Annotated in this window: 10 protein-coding genes and 1 pseudogene; 10 read left to right on the top strand and 1 reads right to left on the bottom strand. The window is 61.0% G+C overall.

Annotated features, from left to right (window positions below):
- The first annotated feature begins 42 nt into the window (after window positions 1-42).
- From ACILSI_RS19360 to ACILSI_RS19350, 3 genes are read left to right on the top strand one after another with little or no spacing between them, the layout of a single operon-like run.
- On the top strand, window positions 43-1,404 hold the full coding sequence (locus tag ACILSI_RS19360; protein ID WP_395723555.1) for a DUF1501 domain-containing protein: 1,362 nt from the start codon (window positions 43-45) through the stop codon (window positions 1,402-1,404).
- Window positions 1,405-1,452: 48 nt separating this feature from the next.
- On the top strand, window positions 1,453-1,632 hold the full coding sequence (locus tag ACILSI_RS19355) for a hypothetical protein (RefSeq protein ID WP_395723554.1): 180 nt from the start codon (window positions 1,453-1,455) through the stop codon (window positions 1,630-1,632).
- A 45-nt stretch (window positions 1,633-1,677) separates the two neighbouring features.
- A complete protein-coding gene (locus ACILSI_RS19350; protein ID WP_395723553.1) occupies window positions 1,678-3,117 on the top strand; it encodes a DUF1501 domain-containing protein in 1,440 nt (479 codons plus the stop codon).
- A gap of 180 nt (window positions 3,118-3,297) precedes the next feature.
- Here the strand turns inward: ACILSI_RS19350 and ACILSI_RS19345 are convergent, their stop codons facing one another.
- Window positions 3,298-4,314 (bottom strand): hypothetical protein, encoded by a 1,017-nt coding sequence (locus tag ACILSI_RS19345; RefSeq protein ID WP_395723552.1) that lies wholly within the window; start codon window positions 4,312-4,314, stop codon window positions 3,298-3,300.
- Between the two features lie 60 nt (window positions 4,315-4,374).
- Here ACILSI_RS19345 and ACILSI_RS19340 point away from each other — a divergent pair, with 60 nt between their 5' ends.
- The 7 genes and pseudogenes from ACILSI_RS19340 to ACILSI_RS19310 form a co-directional block, all read left to right on the top strand.
- Window positions 4,375-5,715, top strand: a complete 1,341-nt coding sequence (locus ACILSI_RS19340) for a DUF1501 domain-containing protein (protein WP_395723551.1) — start codon at window positions 4,375-4,377, stop codon at window positions 5,713-5,715.
- Between the two features lie 66 nt (window positions 5,716-5,781).
- Complete coding sequence (locus tag ACILSI_RS19335; protein ID WP_395723550.1) at window positions 5,782-7,977, top strand: DUF1549 domain-containing protein; 2,196 nt, start codon at window positions 5,782-5,784, stop codon at window positions 7,975-7,977.
- 78 nt (window positions 7,978-8,055) lie between these two features.
- A complete protein-coding gene (locus ACILSI_RS19330) occupies window positions 8,056-10,098 on the top strand; it encodes a hypothetical protein (RefSeq protein WP_395723549.1) in 2,043 nt (680 codons plus the stop codon).
- Window positions 10,095-12,518 carry a c-type cytochrome domain-containing protein gene (locus tag ACILSI_RS19325; protein ID WP_395723548.1) on the top strand — a complete coding sequence of 808 codons (2,424 nt, stop codon included), beginning with the start codon at window positions 10,095-10,097 and terminating at the stop codon, window positions 12,516-12,518. Before ACILSI_RS19330 ends, ACILSI_RS19325 begins: the two co-directional genes overlap by 4 nt.
- Window positions 12,519-12,601: 83 nt before the next feature.
- Window positions 12,602-13,363: an HpcH/HpaI aldolase/citrate lyase family protein gene (locus ACILSI_RS19320; RefSeq protein ID WP_395723547.1), complete on the top strand. Its 762-nt coding sequence runs from the start codon at window positions 12,602-12,604 to the stop codon at window positions 13,361-13,363.
- A gap of 6 nt (window positions 13,364-13,369) precedes the next feature.
- Window positions 13,370-15,274 carry an FAD-dependent oxidoreductase gene (locus ACILSI_RS19315; protein ID WP_395723546.1) on the top strand — a complete coding sequence of 635 codons (1,905 nt, stop codon included), beginning with the start codon at window positions 13,370-13,372 and terminating at the stop codon, window positions 15,272-15,274.
- Window positions 15,275-15,654: 380 nt separating this feature from the next.
- A pseudogene (locus ACILSI_RS19310) lies at window positions 15,655-15,860 on the top strand (transposase); the annotation flags it as partial.

The raw sequence follows: 15,860 nt of genomic DNA, 5'->3' as shown, positions 1-15,860 counted from the left end.
GCTGATAGTTCCGGCACGTTCGGTGCTTATTTTGGCACTCCAATGCTCACCCTCTCCGGCAAATCCCACGGCAAATTCTGCGACGGCGTCTCGCGTCGCGATTTCATGCGCATCGGCGGTCTCGCCATGGGCGGCTTGTCGTTGCCGGAGCTTTTGAAGGCCGAGGCGGAGGCCAAAGCGGGCCGCAGCTTCAAGTCGGTGATCATGATTTACATGTGCGGCGCTCCGCCGCATCAGGACATGTATGATTTGAAGATGGACGCGCCGCTGGAGATTCGCGGACCCTACAAACCCATCAAGACCGCCGTCCCCGGCATCCACATCTCCGAGCATGCGCCGCGTCTCGCCAAGATCATGGACAAGCTGGTGCCCATCCGCAGCATGTGGGGCTCGCCCAATGGTGCGCATGACAGCTTCATCTGCTACACCGGCAAAGCGCCGCCCCCGAACGGTGGCAATGCTCCCACCGGCCGTCTTTCCGATCCGCCTTCTTTCGGCTCAGTCATTTCCAAGCTCAATGGCCAGGCTGATCCTGCGATCCCTGCCTTCGTCGGCCTCGCGCCCAAGGCCGGTCATCCGCCCTACGGCTCGCCGGGGCATCCAGGCTACTGCGGCAACACGCACTCCGCCTTCCGTCCGAATGGCGCGGGTGTGGAGGATCTCCAACTCAACGGCATCACGCTCGACCGCCTCGAAGATCGCCGCTCGCTCCTCACCGGTTTCGACAATTTCCGCCGCGAAATCGACGCCAGCGGTCTCGTGAGCAGCATGGACGCCTTCAACCAACAGGCGTTGAACGTCCTCACCAGCAGCAAGCTGCTCAACGCGCTCGATTTGACCAAGGAGACCGTCAAAACGCGCGAACGCTACGGCAAAGGTGATCCAAAAAACTACGGCGATGGTGCGCCGATGAACCTGGAGCACTTCCTGCTAGCCCGCCGCCTCGTCGAAGCCGGTGCGCGGGTGGTGACGCTGAATTTCGGCCGCTGGGACTTCCACGACAACAATTACCCCCAGCTCCTCCGCCATCTGCCGCTCTTCGACCAGGGCATGAGCGCCCTCGTCGAGGATCTGCACGAGCGTGGCCTCGATAAAGACGTGGCCGTCGTTGCTTGGGGCGAGTTTGGCCGCACGCCGATCGTGAACAAGGACGGTGGTCGCGATCACTGGCCGCGTGTCGGCGGCGCGTTGCTCGCTGGTGGCGGTTTGCGCACCGGCCAGGTCATCGGTGCCACCGACAAACTCGGCGGCGAACCCACCGAGCGGCCTGTGCATTTCGGCGAGGTTTTCGCCACGCTCTACAAGCACATGGGCATCGACACCGTGAAGACCACGCTCAACGACCTCACCGGTCGTCCGCAGTATCTCACGGATTCATGGCAGCCGATGCCGGAGCTGATTTGATGCGGAGACGTGGCTTGCCTCGACTCATTTTAGAGCGTAGGCACTTCCATGGCCCCGATTAAGACCACACTACCCGAGGGCCTGACTCTCAAAGAAGGCGACGAAGCAGATCTTCGTGTGGTCATTCAAGATGGCGTCCTGGTCGTGACCAAGGTTCTGCGGCAAAAGAGCTCGGAATCCCCCACTGCCGACTACAAGGTCAAGCTGGGTGCCTGGAATCGAAAGTAACGTGCTCGGAAAGGCTTGTGGAGTAGGCGGCGTACTTCGATGCGCATGTCGTTCCCGCATCCAGTTCATCCCATCAGCCGCCGTGACATGATTCAGGCGGGCGCGGTCGGCTTGCTGGGCCTCGGGATGAATCATCTCAGTGCGTTGCAGGCGATGACCGCAGCCACGCAGCCGGCACGGGCCAAATCGGTGATCTACATCTTCCTCAGCGGTGGTCTGGCGCAGCAGGAGAGCTTCGACATGAAGCCGGACGCACCGATGGAGTATCGTGGCGAGTTCAAGTCCATCCGCACACGCACTCCCGGTCTGCACATCTGCGAGCATTTGCCGAATTTGGCGCGCATTTCGAAAAAGTGGTCTCTCGTGCGTTCGCTCACGCATGGCAGCAGCGATCACTCGCTGGGGCATCACATCATGCTCACGGGCCGCAGTGATGCGCCGCTCGGCTTTGATCCCAGCAAGCCGAAGAAGTCCGATCATCCCAGCATCGCCGCGCTCGCCACCGCACTGCTGCCGAAGCGGAAGGACAATCTACCGCCATCCATCGTGCTGCCAGACAAGCTCGTGCATCGCGTGGGTCGCACGCTCGCAGGCCAGTTCGGTGGCATGCTCGGTTCGCAGCATGATCCATGGTTCTTGGAGATGTCGCCCTACCACCCGGATCACTATGGAGCTTATCCGCAGTATCTGTTTCATCATGAGCGCGGCTTTGAAAAAGACGAGAAGCTGAAGTTCCAAGCCCCGCATCTTTCCCTGCCGCAGGGACTGACCCTCGACCGGGTGATGGATCGCGTCTCGCTGCGCAACGCGTTCGAAGCGCAAACCAACGATCTCACCGCGCTCGCGGGTGATGAAGCCTTCGATTCCACCCGTCAGGCCGCTATCGGCCTGCTGAGCAACCGCAAGGTGCATGACGCGTTCAGCTTGGAGAAAGTCGATCCCAAGCTCCTCGACCGCTACGGTCGTCACAGCTTTGGCTGGTCGCTGCTCATGGCCAAAAACCTCGTGCAGAGCGGCGTGCGGCTCGTGCAGGTCAATCTCGGCAACAACGAGACCTGGGACACGCACCAGGCCGCGTGGCCGAATCTGAAGAACTTCCTGCTGCCGCCGATGGATCAAGCCGTGAGCGCCTTGATCGAAGATCTCGACGCCAGCGGCCAGCTTGATGAGACGCTCATCGTCATGGGTGGAGAATTTGGCCGCACGCCGAAAATTTCCAGCATCACCCCCACGGCACTGCCAGGCCGTAATCACTGGGGCCACGCGCAGAGCATCTTACTCGCGGGCGGCGGCATCCAAGGAGGCCGCGTCATCGGCGAGACCGACAAAATCGGCGGCTATCCCATCAGCGACGCTCAAACGCCGGAAAACTTCGCCGCCACCATCTACGAAGCGCTCGGCCTCCCTCGCGAAACCATCTGGAAAGACTTCACCGGCCGCCCACACACGCTCTACATGGGTTCGCCGATTGGCGGGTTGGTGTAAATTGGTCCGCACTTCGCGAAGCGCGCCGAAGGCAATCCCCTGTGCGGCGCGTGGCAGATTCTTGGTTTTGCTAAACTGTAAAACCCTCGGATAGGAACCGTGCAGTGACGCATTGCGGACATTCGGCACGATGTAATATGGCGGAGCACTGCACAGAGGACTGTGCGGGCCACTTTGGAGTCATTCGTCGTGCCATTTGCTCTTCAGCGCATCCCACTCGTCATCCGGTTTCCGCTTCAATCCACGCCACTCGGGCACCTGCATCACCACCTGCTCGATCAAATCAGTGCACTTCTCGGCAATCGTCACCAGCGTCTGTCGCATGCCCGCTGCCTCGGCGATTTGGATCATCTTTTCATGCTCCAGGCCGCCGCTGACGCGTTTCGCCTCTTCACTGTCACGCTGCACTACGCGCAGCACGTCCTCGGTATGGCGCGGCAGCCAACGGCGGTTCTCGGCGAGCACGGCGGCCAGTAGCGGCTGTAACTCGGACTTCCAGCCTTCGTCGAAGAGTTCGGCGAGTTTTCCACGCTTTTCGCCGATGCGCATGTAGTGCGGTTGGATCGCCTCCACCGGCGTCGCGGCCATGTCGCGGAAGGTTTTGGGCCAGTCGATGCCCAATTCACCGCCAATCGTGTGAAACGTGAATTGATCCTGCACGATGCGGTTTCGCGGCGTGTAAACGCCATCCAGCAAATGCATATGAATGCCGGGCTGGATCGACTTGATCAACGAATCGCCGACAATGTGAACCATCCAGCCCAGCGCGTAAGCCAGACCACGCTCGGAGGTCATGTCATCGCGAATCGCGAGCGCGCAGTAGTCCGCGAGATGATCCCACGGCACTCGGAGGCTTACGTCTGGCTTGGCCCAGCCGAAGACGAGATGTGCACGGCCATAGAACAGCTCGTGAATCTGCCTGGGACGATACATCTGCCCGTCATGCACAAGCACCCACGGCCTCACCGCGCCACTGGTGAGCGGGCTTTTCTCCAGCGGCACGGTGCCAAAGCCGACCGCCCGTCCTGTATCGACGCACACAGCTTCCGGCATCACCTGGATGTCACAGCCGAGATACGCGCCGCAGAGGAAGCTCGGCAGATGCCGCTCAATGATCGATGTGATGGGTAGGCCGCGTCCCTTCGCCGCTTTCGCCGCGAGGATGCCATACATGGTGTGTCCGATCAGTCCGCTCATGTTTTGAACTCAACGCCGTCGTGGCAAGAGAGCTGTCACTGCCCGCGTAGGTTTGCGGTCATGCTCTCAATCTATTCCAAATCCAGCGGCGGCTTCTGCGATGGTGTGTCGCGTCGAAACTTCCTCAAAATCGGCGGACTCGCCATGGGCGGGTTGACGTTGAATGATGTGCTGCGCGCCGAAGCAGCGCAGAAAGCGGGCAAGTCGCACAAGGCGGTGATCATGGTCTTCCTGCCGGGCGGTCCGTCGCATCAGGATATGTTTGATTTGAAGCCGGATGCGCCGAGCGAGATCCGTGGCGAGTTCAAACCGATCTCCACCAACGTCCCCGGCATCCAAATCTGCGAGCATCTGCCGCGTCTCGCCAAGATGATGGACAAATGCACGCTCATCCGCTCGCTGGCCGACTGCGACAGCGGCCACGATGCCTTCCAGTGTCTCACCGGACGCAGCGCGAAGCGCCAGCCGCCCGGCGGCTGGCCGTCGATGGGTTCCATCGTTTCCAAGCTCGAAGGCAGTGTAAATCCGGCCATGCCCGCGTTTGTTGGGCTCGCGCCAAAGATGGGCCACATGCCCTGGGCCCGCACGGGCGAGCCGGGTTACCTCGGCGTCGCACATGCGCCTTTCCAGCCGAATCGCGGCGGCGGCACGGAGGACATGTCGCTCAATGGCATCACACTCGACCGTCTCGGCGACCGCAAGACGCTGCTGAGCAGTTTTGACAATCTGCGCCGCGATCTCGACGCCACCGGCCTCATGGGCGGTGTGGATGTCTTCAATGAACAGGCGCTTAATGTGCTGACGAGCCCCAAGCTGCTTCACGCGCTTGATTTGAACCGCGAAGACCCGCGCATCGTCGAGCGCTACGGCAAAGGCGAGAACCGCAACCGCGACGACGGTGGTCCGCGCCTCACCAGCCACTTCCTGATGGCCCGTCGTCTCGTGGAAGCCGGTGCTCGTGTCGTGACGCTCGCCTTCAGCCGCTGGGACTATCATTCGAACAACTTCGGCCAGCTTCGTGAGGATTTGCCGCTGCTCGACGCTGGATTGACCGCGCTCATCACCGATTTGCACGAGCGTGGTCTCGACCAGGATGTCTCTGTAGTCGTCTGGGGCGAATTCGGCCGCACACCGAAGATCAACGACAAAGGCGGCCGCGATCACTGGCCGCGTGTCGCCTCCGCGTTGCTCGCCTGCGGCGGCATGCGCCACGGTCAGGTCATCGGTGCTACCGATAAGCACGCCGGCGAACCTACCGACCGCCCCGTCGCCTTCGGCGAAGTCTTCGCTACGCTTTACAAGCAAATGGGCATCGACGTGACCAAAGCCACGCTCACGGATCTGACCGGCAGGCCGCAGTATCTCGTGGATGGCAATCTGCCGATGGCGGAGCTGGTTTGAATAAGATGTCGCGAAGCGACTTACGCCGACAAGATTCCCATTCTCAGCCCGTAGGTTCTCGCCGTCATGAACCTGCCACGCCTCACCCTCCTCGCCGCCCTCGCGTCTTCCTCGGCTTTTGCTGCCGATGCACCGCGTCCGCTGAATTTCGCGAACGACATCGTTCCCATCCTCACCAAGGGCAGTTGCAACAGCGGCGGCTGCCATGGCAAATCGGGCGGGCAGAATGGCTTCAAGCTCTCGCTGCTCGGCTTTGAGCCGCAGGAGGACTATGAGCACATCGTGAAGGAAGCCCGTGGCCGGCGTGTGTTTCCGGGATCGCCGGAGCAGAGCCTGCTTTTGACGAAGGGCACCGCTCAACTGCCCCACGGTGGCGGCAAGAAGCTTGATCCGAACTCCGAGGACTACGCCGACATCACCCGCTGGATTCGCGAAGGCATGCCCTACGGCAAGGACACCGATCCGAAGATGGCCAGCATCAGCGTCGAGCCTTCGAAGCTCACCATGCCGCTCAAAGGCGCGCAGCAGCTCAAAGTGACCGCTCATTACACCGATGGCAGCACACGCGATGTCACCAAACGCGCTCTCTATGAAGCGAACGAGAAAGCAATGGCCGAAACGACCGAGACCGGCCGCGTGCAGCTCTTTGATCTGCCGGGCGATGTCGCCGTGATGGTTCGCTACCAGGGCAAAGTCTCGACCTTCCGTGCCACCGTGCCGCTGGGTGCTCCTGTCGATAAACTGCCGCCCGTAAGCAACTTCGTGGACGATCTCGTCTTCGCGAAATTAAAGACCATCGGCATGCCACCCTCCGATTTGGCCGATGACGGCACCTTCGTCCGCCGCCTCACGCTCGATCTCACCGGACGCCTGCCCACCGCCACCGAGATGAAGGACTTCATGGCCTCCAAAGATGCCAACAAACGTGCCGCACTGACCGACCGCCTGCTCGACAGCCCGGAATACGCCGAATACTTCGCCAACAAATGGAGCGCCCTGCTTCGCAACCAGCGTACGCAGCCCACCTTCGCGCGTGGCAGCTATCTCTTCTATTCATGGATTCGCGACAGCATCGCGGACAACAAGCCTTACGACCAGTTCGTTCGTGAAGTCGTCGCCGCCGCAGGTGACCTCGAACAGAACCCGCCCGTCGCGTGGTATCGGCAGGTGAAGGAGCAGAAGCAGCAGATGGAGGACGTCGCGCAGCTCTTCCTCGGCACGCGCATGCAGTGCGCGCAGTGCCACCATCATCCCTTCGAGAAATGGAGCCAGCAGGACTACTACGGCTTCGCTGCCTTCTTCAGCAACGTGAGCCGCAAACCGTCCACCTTCATCGGTGAGGAGACCATCTTCCACAAACGCGGCATCGCTCAGACGCAGAACATCCGCACCAAGGAAAACGTCATGCCCACCAGCCTCGGCGGCAGCGCTTTGAAGCTGAAACCCGAACAAGACCCACGTCACGCCCTCGCTGAATGGATGAGCGCGAAAGACAATCCCTTCTTCGCCCACACGCTGGTGAACCGCTATTGGAAGCACTTCTTCAATCGCGGCCTCGTCGAGCCGGAGGACGATATGCGCGAAACCAATCCGCCCGTGAATCCCGAATTGCTTAGCGCTCTCGCCGCCGACTTCGTGAAAAGCGGCTACGACATGAAGAAGCTCATTCGCACCATCGTCACGAGCACAACGTATCAGCTCAGCGCCGTGCCGAACGCGCACAACGCCAAGGACCGGCAGAACTTCAGCCGCTACTATCCAAAGCGCCTCAATGCCGAGGTGCTCTACGATGCCGTGAACACGCTGCTTGATGTCGAAAGCAATTTCGCCGGTCAGGCTCCTGGAACCCGCGCCGTCGCGCTGCCTGACAACAGCTACAACCAAAGCACCTACTTCCTCAGCGTCTTCGGTCGTCCTGATTCCTCCAGCGCCTGCGAATGCGAGCGCACGCAGGAGGCCAGCCTTGCGCAGAGCCTGCACCTGCTGAACGCCGCGGACATCCAAACCCAGCTTTCCCGAGGCAATGGACGCGCCGACGTGCTCACCAAGGACGCCCGACCTGACGACGACAAGATCACCGATCTCTACCACATCGCCCTCAGCCGCGAACCCAACGCCGACGAAGTGAAATTCGCCCACGCGCATCTCGACAAGAAAACCACCGGCAAAACCGGCGACGAGGCCTTCAAAGGCAAAAAAGAGGCCTATGAGGACATCTTGTGGGCGCTGCTGAACACAAAGGAGTTCCTCTTCAATCATTGATCGAGAGCGCCGCTTCATGCGGAGCGCGGATGCCCTCATCCGCCTTCCAAAATCCAACTCAGGACCTGCCAAACGCCCATGAACACTCGTTCCATGTCTCGCTGCCATTCTGCATTTCATATCGTTCCGTTCATCCTTGTCGCTTGCGCTGCTTCAGCGTTCTCGCAGGCCACATTCCCCACGCCCGCGCTCACCGGCATCGCTCCACTCGGCTCCAAAGCCGGCGCGACCGTCGAACTCACGCTTCGCGGCACTGATCTCGATGCACCCATTGCGATTCTGCTCAACGAACGCTCGATTCCCGTCAAAAGCCCGAAGCCCAACGTCGTCAGCCTCGCGTTACCCGCCGACCTGAAGCCTGCGCTCTACGATCTTCGTTTCGTCGGTCGCTACGGCGTCTCCAATCCGCGTGTGTTTGAAATCAGCACGCTCGACACCGTCGAATCTCCCGGCACGAACACCAAGGCCGACAAAGCGCACAAAGTCGTGCTGAATTCCGTCATCCAGGGCGCCTTCAAGTCCGCCGCGCCGCACTGGTTCACCTTCGACGCGAAAAACGGCCAGACGATCACCGCTACTTTCAATGGGCGTCGTTTCGACACGCGCACGGAGCTTCTCGCCGCCGTCAGCGCGCCCACCGGCCGCGAACTCGCCCGCATGCGCGATGGCGTGCTCACCTTCACAGCGAAAGCCGACGCCACCTATCGCCTCCGCTTGAACGAACTCATGTTCCGCCCCGGCGATGACTACAGCTACCGCGTCACACTCAGCACCACACCGCCTCCGGCCCGTCTCGCCAGCAAAGCAGGCCCTGTGCGTCCCGTTCAGATCGGTCAGACCATTCAAGATGCCTTCCTGCCGCTCGGTGCTGCTCATAGCTTCGATCTCGCCTTCAAAACCGGCGAGAAATTCATCATCGAGGTCCATTCGCATCAACTCGGCCATCCCACCGATCCACAGCTCGTCATCGAGAACCTCAAGGCCGACGGCACACTTACCGCGCAGGCCGAAGTCGCTGACGCGCCCGCCATCACACCCGCGCCGAGTCTCGCCGTGCTCAACCGCGATCCCTCCTACGCCTACGAGGCCAAGGCCGACGGCACTTTTCGCCTCACGCTGAACGACGCCTTCGGCTCCACGCATCCGTTTGAGCTGCGCATCCTCAAAGAAGCGCCCAAACCCCCGGCGCTCATCGCCATCAATCCCATCCTGCCCGGAGCGAAAACCAAGACCGCCGAGTCCGGCAGCTCCAACGTCCCGCGCAACGGCATCGCCGCGCTCGAAGTTGTCGCGCCGAACCGCAACGCTTTGAGCGAAGCCATCGAATTGAAGGCGGAGAACCTTCCCGCAGGCGTCACTTGCCTCGGCGGCTTCATTGGCAAAGCCCAGTCTCTCGGCTACATCGCGTTTCAAGCCGCGGCCGATGCTCCCGCAGGGGCCAGCGTGCTCAGCGGCATCTCCAAAAGCCAGTTCGTCAGTTACAACGTGACCGACATGACCAAAGAAAGCCCGCTCTACCGCACCTCGGGCGCTCCCGCCCTCGGTGTGAGCACGCAAACCGCGCCCGCCTTCATCCAGACCGAGAAAACCGACATCCTCGAAGTCGCCGCCGACGCCAAACTCGAAATCCCCCTCAAAGTCACCCGCCACGCCGAGTTCACCGACGCTCTCAAATTGAAAGTCCTCGGCCTCATCGCAGACGTCACCAAAGCCCCCGAGGCCGACATCGCCGCCAAAGCAGCCGATGGCAAATTCACACTCGATGTGAAGACCCTCAAGCTCGCCCCCGGCGACTACGGCATCATTCTCCAAGGCCCCGCCAAGATGAAAATGCGTCGTGGAGTCGAAGAACTCACCGCCGCCGAAGCCGATGCCAAAAAAGCCGTCGAGGCTCAAGCGGTCGCCAAAAAGCAGCTCGACGCCGCCAACGCCGACGCCACGCCGAAGAAAGCAGAACTCGTCAAAGCGGCCACCGCCGCAGTCAAAGCCGCCGACACCGCCAAAGCCACTGCCGACAAGCTCGTCAAAGACCTCACCGCCAAAGCCGCGCCCAAAGAGGCCACATTCATCGTCTATTCCAATCCCATCCGCATCCGCGTGAAGGAGGCCGCCAAAAAATGAAAGTCATCATTCCATCCGTCATTATTTATTCGTCGTTCGTCATCGCCGCATCTGCGGCCCCGATTGATTACGACACACAGGTTCGTCCCTTCCTGAAGGACAACTGCATCGCCTGCCATAACAAGACCACGACCAAAGGCGGCCTCAACATGGAGACGCCGGAGTTGATGACCAAGGGCGGCGAGACGGACGTGGGCATCATCCCTGGCAAAGGCGCGGAAAGCATCATGTACCAGGCTGCGGCGCATACCTGGGACTCTGAGATGCCACCGAAGGGCAACAAAGTGGGCGCGGTGAACCTCACCACCGAACAGCTCGCGCTTTTCAAAGCTTGGATCGATGAAGGCGCGAAAGCCTCGCCGAAACGGGAGGTCATCATTTCCTGGGAACCATTGCCACCGGGGTTGCAGACTATCTTCGCCATCGCTGTCACATCGCAGGGCGATTTCGCCGCCGCCGCGCGCGCCAATCAAATCAGCATCTACCATCTGCCAACGCAGAGTCTCGTCACCAAGCTCACCGACGAAACCTTGCTCAAATCCGGCCTCTACAAGCAGCCCGGAGTCGCGCATCGCGATGTCGTGCAATCTCTCGCCTTCAGCCCCGATGGAACCCGTCTCGCCACCGGCAGCTTCCGCGAGGTGAAGCTCTGGAAACGCGAAAACAAGCCCGCCGTCGCGCTCGTGCCGACGCATCCGAAGTTCACCGCCACGCAGGAGGCTGACAACTCGATCAAGATCACTGAAACCGCAGGTGGGAAGCTCATTTCGCACGTCAAGACCGACCTCGTCGGCGAGCAGGCCGTGGCGCAGCGCACGCTTGCAGCTTCACGCGCCGTTTTGGAGGTCGCTTATCAAAATGAAGCCATCAAAAAGGCCGAGACCGATGCCACCGAACAGACGAACCGTTTGAAGAAAGCCAACGAACTCGCCGAACTCGCGAAGAAGAGCCTTGAGGACAAAAAGAAGGACCTGAAGACCAAGCAGGACGCCCACGCCGCCGCTGACAAGGCCGCGAAAGACCTCGATGCGCAAATCGCGCAAGCTTCTGCGGGCAAGCCGGATGAAGCCCTCGCCAAAAAGCAGGCGGAGGCTCAAGCCATCGCCGCCAAGACTGCTGCGGATCTCGCCCAGACCCAGGCGGTTCTCAAAAAAGCCGAGGCCGCCATCGCTGCTGCCGATCCGAAGACGACACCTGAACTTATCGAACTCGCCAAAGCGGGCCTCGAAGAGAAAAAGAAGACCGTGAAGCCAAAGGAGGATGCCAAAGCCGCCGCCGACAAGGCATTGAAGGCCATCGCCGATCAAATCGCTGCCGCGCCGAAAATGAAGGTGGATGACGCGATGCTGAAAAAGCAGACCGAAGCCAAGGAAAAGGCTGACAAAGCCGCCACCGACCTCAAATTGGCCCAGGAAGCCCTCACACGCGGCGAGGCCGCCATCACCGACACCGCGAACGAAATCAAACTCGTCACCGAAAACGAGAAGAAGGCCAAACAGACCGTGCTGGATGCCAAAGCACGTCTCGAGGTCGTGAAGAAGGAATCCGAGAAGGCGAACGCCGAGCGTGATCTCGCCACCAAGGCGCTCGCCGCCTCCATGAAAAAGGCCAAGGCGCTGCAATTCTCACCCAACGGCCTCGAATTGATCGCCATCTTCGATGCCGGCCCGCAGCTCGCGTGGAGCACCGTCACCGGCAAACCCATCGCATCCGGCAGCACGAGCACCACCTGGATTCTTGAACGCGCCTTCGGCACGGGGGATGGGAAATCACTCATCACCGACCGCGCCAACAGCATCGCCTTCAGCCCTGATGGCAAAACACTCGCCATCGGCAGCGGCGAGCCTTCGCGCAGCGGCGACATCACCTTGTGGGACATCGAAACCGGCAAGCTCACCAAGGATTATGCCGAGCGTCATCTCGACAGCGTCTTCGCGCTCGACTTCACGCCCGATGGCAAGCTCCTCGCCTCGGGCGGAGCCGACAAGGCCGTGCGCATCACCGATTTGAGCACCGGCAAAGTCGTGAAGGTTTTTGAAGGCCACACGCATCATGTGCTGGGCGTTTCGTGGCGCGCGGACGGCCGCATGCTTGCCAGCAGCGGCGCGGACAACGTCGTCAAAGTCTGGGATTGGACCACCGGCGACCGCCGCAAGAACGTCGATGGCTGGGACAAAGAAGTCACCGGCATCCGCTACCTCGGGGCGGCTGATCAGATCGCCACCAGCGCCGGTGACACCAAGCTCCGCCTCATCACCAGCGATGGCGGCGAGGTGAAAAAACTTCCCGGCTCGACCAGCTTTCTGCAATCACTCGCGACCAATCGGGCCGGTGATCTCATCCTCGGCGGTGATGAAGACGGCATCGTTCGCGCCTGGGACGTTGCCTCCGCGAAAGAGATCGCGGTGTTCAAGCCCTAACGTGATGACGGGCGTGCGCCCCGTTTGACCAGGCACGGCTTGCCTTGACATGGCCGCCCGTTCAAGGCTCTCTGAACGAGCGTATGCAACCATCCTACGTCCTCCAAAAAATCCACGCTGGTGAAACCGTCATCACGGCGAAGTCCTGCTACACCGATCCCGAGCTGGTCGAAATGATCGCCTCATCCGGCTTTGACGCCGTGTGGATTTGTCTGGAGCACAAGCGCGTGGATGCATCGATGGTTTACGCGCTCATCCAGGCATGTCGGCTCGGCGGAGCGGATGCGCTGATCCGCGTGAAGCCGTCGAACTACACGGACGTGCTTCATCTCATCGAAGCCGGTGCGCGGGGGATCATGCTGCCGCGCGTGAAACATCCCGACGAGGTACACGAGGTGGTGCGGGCGATGAATTTTCCGCCGCTCGGTGCGCGCGGCTACGATGGCATTCATGCGGAGGCGGATTTCGGCCGCATCCCGCCTGCGGAATATCTGGTGAAGGCAAATGACGAGAACTTCCTCGTCGTGCAGATCGAGGAGCCTGAAGTGGTGCCATACATTGATGAGATCGCGGCCACGCCGGGTGTGGATGTGCTGTTTGTCGGTCCCGCTGATCTCACGCTGGGCCTTGGAAAATTCGGCATGACGGATGATCCTGAAGTGCGGGCCATTTTGCAGAGCGTGGCTGATGCGTGTGCACGTCACGGCAAAGTGGCGGCCATTCCCTGCGCACCGGAGCAGGTGAAGGGCTACCACGACATGGGCTTCCGCTTCTTTAATGTGATCAGCGACTTCCGCTGCGTCTCCAATGGCATGAAAGCAGCCCGCGCGGCGGTCGAAATCTGACGCGCCATGCCCGTGACCATCCACACACTCGAAACGGATCTACTCGTGGCAGGTGGTGGCATCTCGGGCGTGTGCTGTGCGCTGGCAGCGGCACGTCTCGGCACTCGCGTGATCCTTTGCCAGGACCGCAGCGTGCTCGGCGGCAATGCGAGCAGCGAGGTGCGGATGCACATCGTCGGTGCCACCGGCCTCAGCGGCGGCGAGGAATTGCAAAACGAGCTGCGTGAGGGCGGCATCATCGAGGAACTGCGCCTCGATCTCGCCGTGCAGAATCCGCAGCGCTCGCCCGCGCTCATGGACCTACTGCTTTACGACAAATGCCGCCGCGAACCGAACCTGACGCTTTATCTCAACACCATTGTCGTCAGCGCGGTGGTGGAGGACGGCCTCATTCGCGAGGTGCGTGCTGAACGGCCGTCCACGGAGGACGCCTTCATCATTCGCGCGAAAACCTTCGTCGATTGCACGGGCGATGGCCGACTCGGCATCGAGGCGGGTGCGCCGTTCATGCGCGGACGCGAGAGCCAGGCGCAGTTCGGCGAATCACTGGCGCAGGGCGATGCGGATGCGAAGACGCTAGGCTCGTCGATCATGTTCCAGGCACGCAAACACGACCGCCCGATGCCGTTTGAGGCTCCGCCGTGGGCGAGGCGCTTCAGTACGGATGATTTCAAACTGCGGCCCTACGGCCAAAGCGGCTTGGATCTAGGGCTCGAATACGGCTACTGGTGGATCGAGTGGGGCGGCTGTCTGGACACGCTGAAGGACAACGAACGCATCCGCGATGAGTTGCTCGCCATCACGCTCGGTGTGTGGAACTTCGTCAAAAACCACTCGGACATCGACGCGTCGCACTGGGCGTTGGAGTGGATCGGCTTCGTGCCTGGCAAGCGCGAGAGCCGCCGCTTCATTGGCCAGCACATCCTCACAGAGGGCGATCTGCTCACGTCTCGCGCCTTTCCTGATGCCATCGCCTATGGCGGCTGGCCCATCGACACCCATCCGCCGGAGGGCGTGGACGCGCCGGAGCTGCCGCCCTGCACGCAGCATCATCCGCCCTTCATCTATGACATCCCGCTGCGCTGCTGCGTCTCCATCGGCCCGCGCAATCTGATGTTCGCCGGTCGCAACATCTCCGCCACGCACATCGCCTTCGCCTCCACCCGCGTCATGGCCACCTGCGCCGTCGTCGGGCAAGGTGTTGGCACTGCCGCAGCGTTCGCTTTGAAGCAAAACGTTCTCCCCGCCGAGATCGCCGCCGATGTGAAACTCGTCCACGCCATCCAGCAACAACTCCTGCGCGATGACTGTTACCTGATCGGCGTCTCGAACGCAGACCCGCTCGACCTCGTGCGCACCGCCGGACAGATCACGGCCTCTTCTTACCAATCCAACTGGCAGGAGAATGGGGGCAGAAGAATGGATTCTGAGATTCTCCTGCCGTCATTCTCCTGCCAACAAGACAAATGCAGCCCTGAGATGATCCGCAGTGGCATCACGCGCATCGTTTCCAAACTCCCTCATGATCGTTTGCAGCCCGGCCTGCATCGCTGGATGAGCTGCGAACTGCCCGCCACACTCGAAATCCGCTGGAACAAGCCTGTGATGCTCCGCGAGGTCGTTTTGACCTTCGACACCGGTTTGCATCGTCTTTTGACTTTGTCACAAGCCGACGGCTACACGCAAAAAATGCTCTGGGGCCAGCCGCAGCCGGAAACGGTGAGCGACTACGAGCTTAGCGTCGAAACGCCCACCGGTTGGCAAACCGTCGAGTCCATCCAAAACAACCACCAGAGGCATCGCAAGCACTTGTCGGCCATCGCCGGGCCTGTCACCGCCCTGCGCCTCATCATCACGGCCACCCACGGCCTCGACCATGCGCGAGTTGTCGAGGTGCGGGCCTATGGGTGAGGCCGTGTGGCGTGAAACTGTCCTTTGCAATGCCCTGCGGTGCTGACGGAGGAGTTTTGGGAGAGGATTTTCGCGGTCGAATCTTCAGGCCATGCGGAACTTCTTCATCGAGTGGCAACACAAGGTTACCTCAATTTGTCAGAAGGCTTCTGGCAAATCTGACGCCAACGAGCTCCCCCAGCAGGCTATTGGGAAATCTGGGGCAATCCAAAAAGGTCAGACGCCGTCTGACCAATTGGCAATTTCCGAGAAGCCGCTTTCGAAAATTGGGAAACCCTTTCATGATCAGTTGGTCCCAACACGTACTGTTCCTCACCATCAAAGATCGGACGAACCAGCTTCTACGAGATCGAGGCCACCAACGCCGGTTGGTCTGTGCTGGAGCAGAGGCGGCACGGCAGGGCCGGGAGCACGGCATCAGAATTGAGGTGGTCAAGCTCTCGGAAGCCAAGAAGGGCTTTGTGCTGCTGCCGCGCCGCTGGGTGGTGGAACGCAGCTTTGGCTGGGCAGCACACTTCAAGCGTCTTTCCAGGGACTACGAGCGTCTGGCCTCGACTCTGACCGGCATGCACTGGCTGGCCTTCGC

Source organism: Prosthecobacter sp. (assembly GCF_044232965.1).
In the GTDB taxonomy this organism is placed as follows: domain Bacteria; phylum Verrucomicrobiota; class Verrucomicrobiia; order Verrucomicrobiales; family Verrucomicrobiaceae; genus Prosthecobacter.
Note: the sequence above shows the minus strand (reverse complement) of the source record. Positions and strands in the feature narration are given on the sequence as shown.

What these genes read in the sequence shown, in the direction of transcription:
- ACILSI_RS19360 (WP_395723555.1), top strand. Translation starts at nt 43, where the DNA reads ATGCTCACCCTCTCCGGCAAATCCCACGGCAAATTCTGCGACGGCGTC.
- ACILSI_RS19350 (WP_395723553.1), top strand. Translation starts at nt 1,678, where the DNA reads ATGTCGTTCCCGCATCCAGTTCATCCCATCAGCCGCCGTGACATGATT.
- ACILSI_RS19315 (WP_395723546.1), top strand. Translation starts at nt 13,370, where the DNA reads ATGCCCGTGACCATCCACACACTCGAAACGGATCTACTCGTGGCAGGT.
- ACILSI_RS19345 (WP_395723552.1), bottom strand. Translation starts at nt 4,314, where the DNA reads ATGAGCGGACTGATCGGACACACCATGTATGGCATCCTCGCGGCGAAA.
- ACILSI_RS19330 (WP_395723549.1), top strand. Translation starts at nt 8,056, where the DNA reads ATGAACACTCGTTCCATGTCTCGCTGCCATTCTGCATTTCATATCGTT.
- ACILSI_RS19355 (WP_395723554.1), top strand. Translation starts at nt 1,453, where the DNA reads ATGGCCCCGATTAAGACCACACTACCCGAGGGCCTGACTCTCAAAGAA.
- ACILSI_RS19340 (WP_395723551.1), top strand. Translation starts at nt 4,375, where the DNA reads ATGCTCTCAATCTATTCCAAATCCAGCGGCGGCTTCTGCGATGGTGTG.
- ACILSI_RS19335 (WP_395723550.1), top strand. Translation starts at nt 5,782, where the DNA reads ATGAACCTGCCACGCCTCACCCTCCTCGCCGCCCTCGCGTCTTCCTCG.
- ACILSI_RS19325 (WP_395723548.1), top strand. Translation starts at nt 10,095, where the DNA reads ATGAAAGTCATCATTCCATCCGTCATTATTTATTCGTCGTTCGTCATC.
- ACILSI_RS19320 (WP_395723547.1), top strand. Translation starts at nt 12,602, where the DNA reads ATGCAACCATCCTACGTCCTCCAAAAAATCCACGCTGGTGAAACCGTC.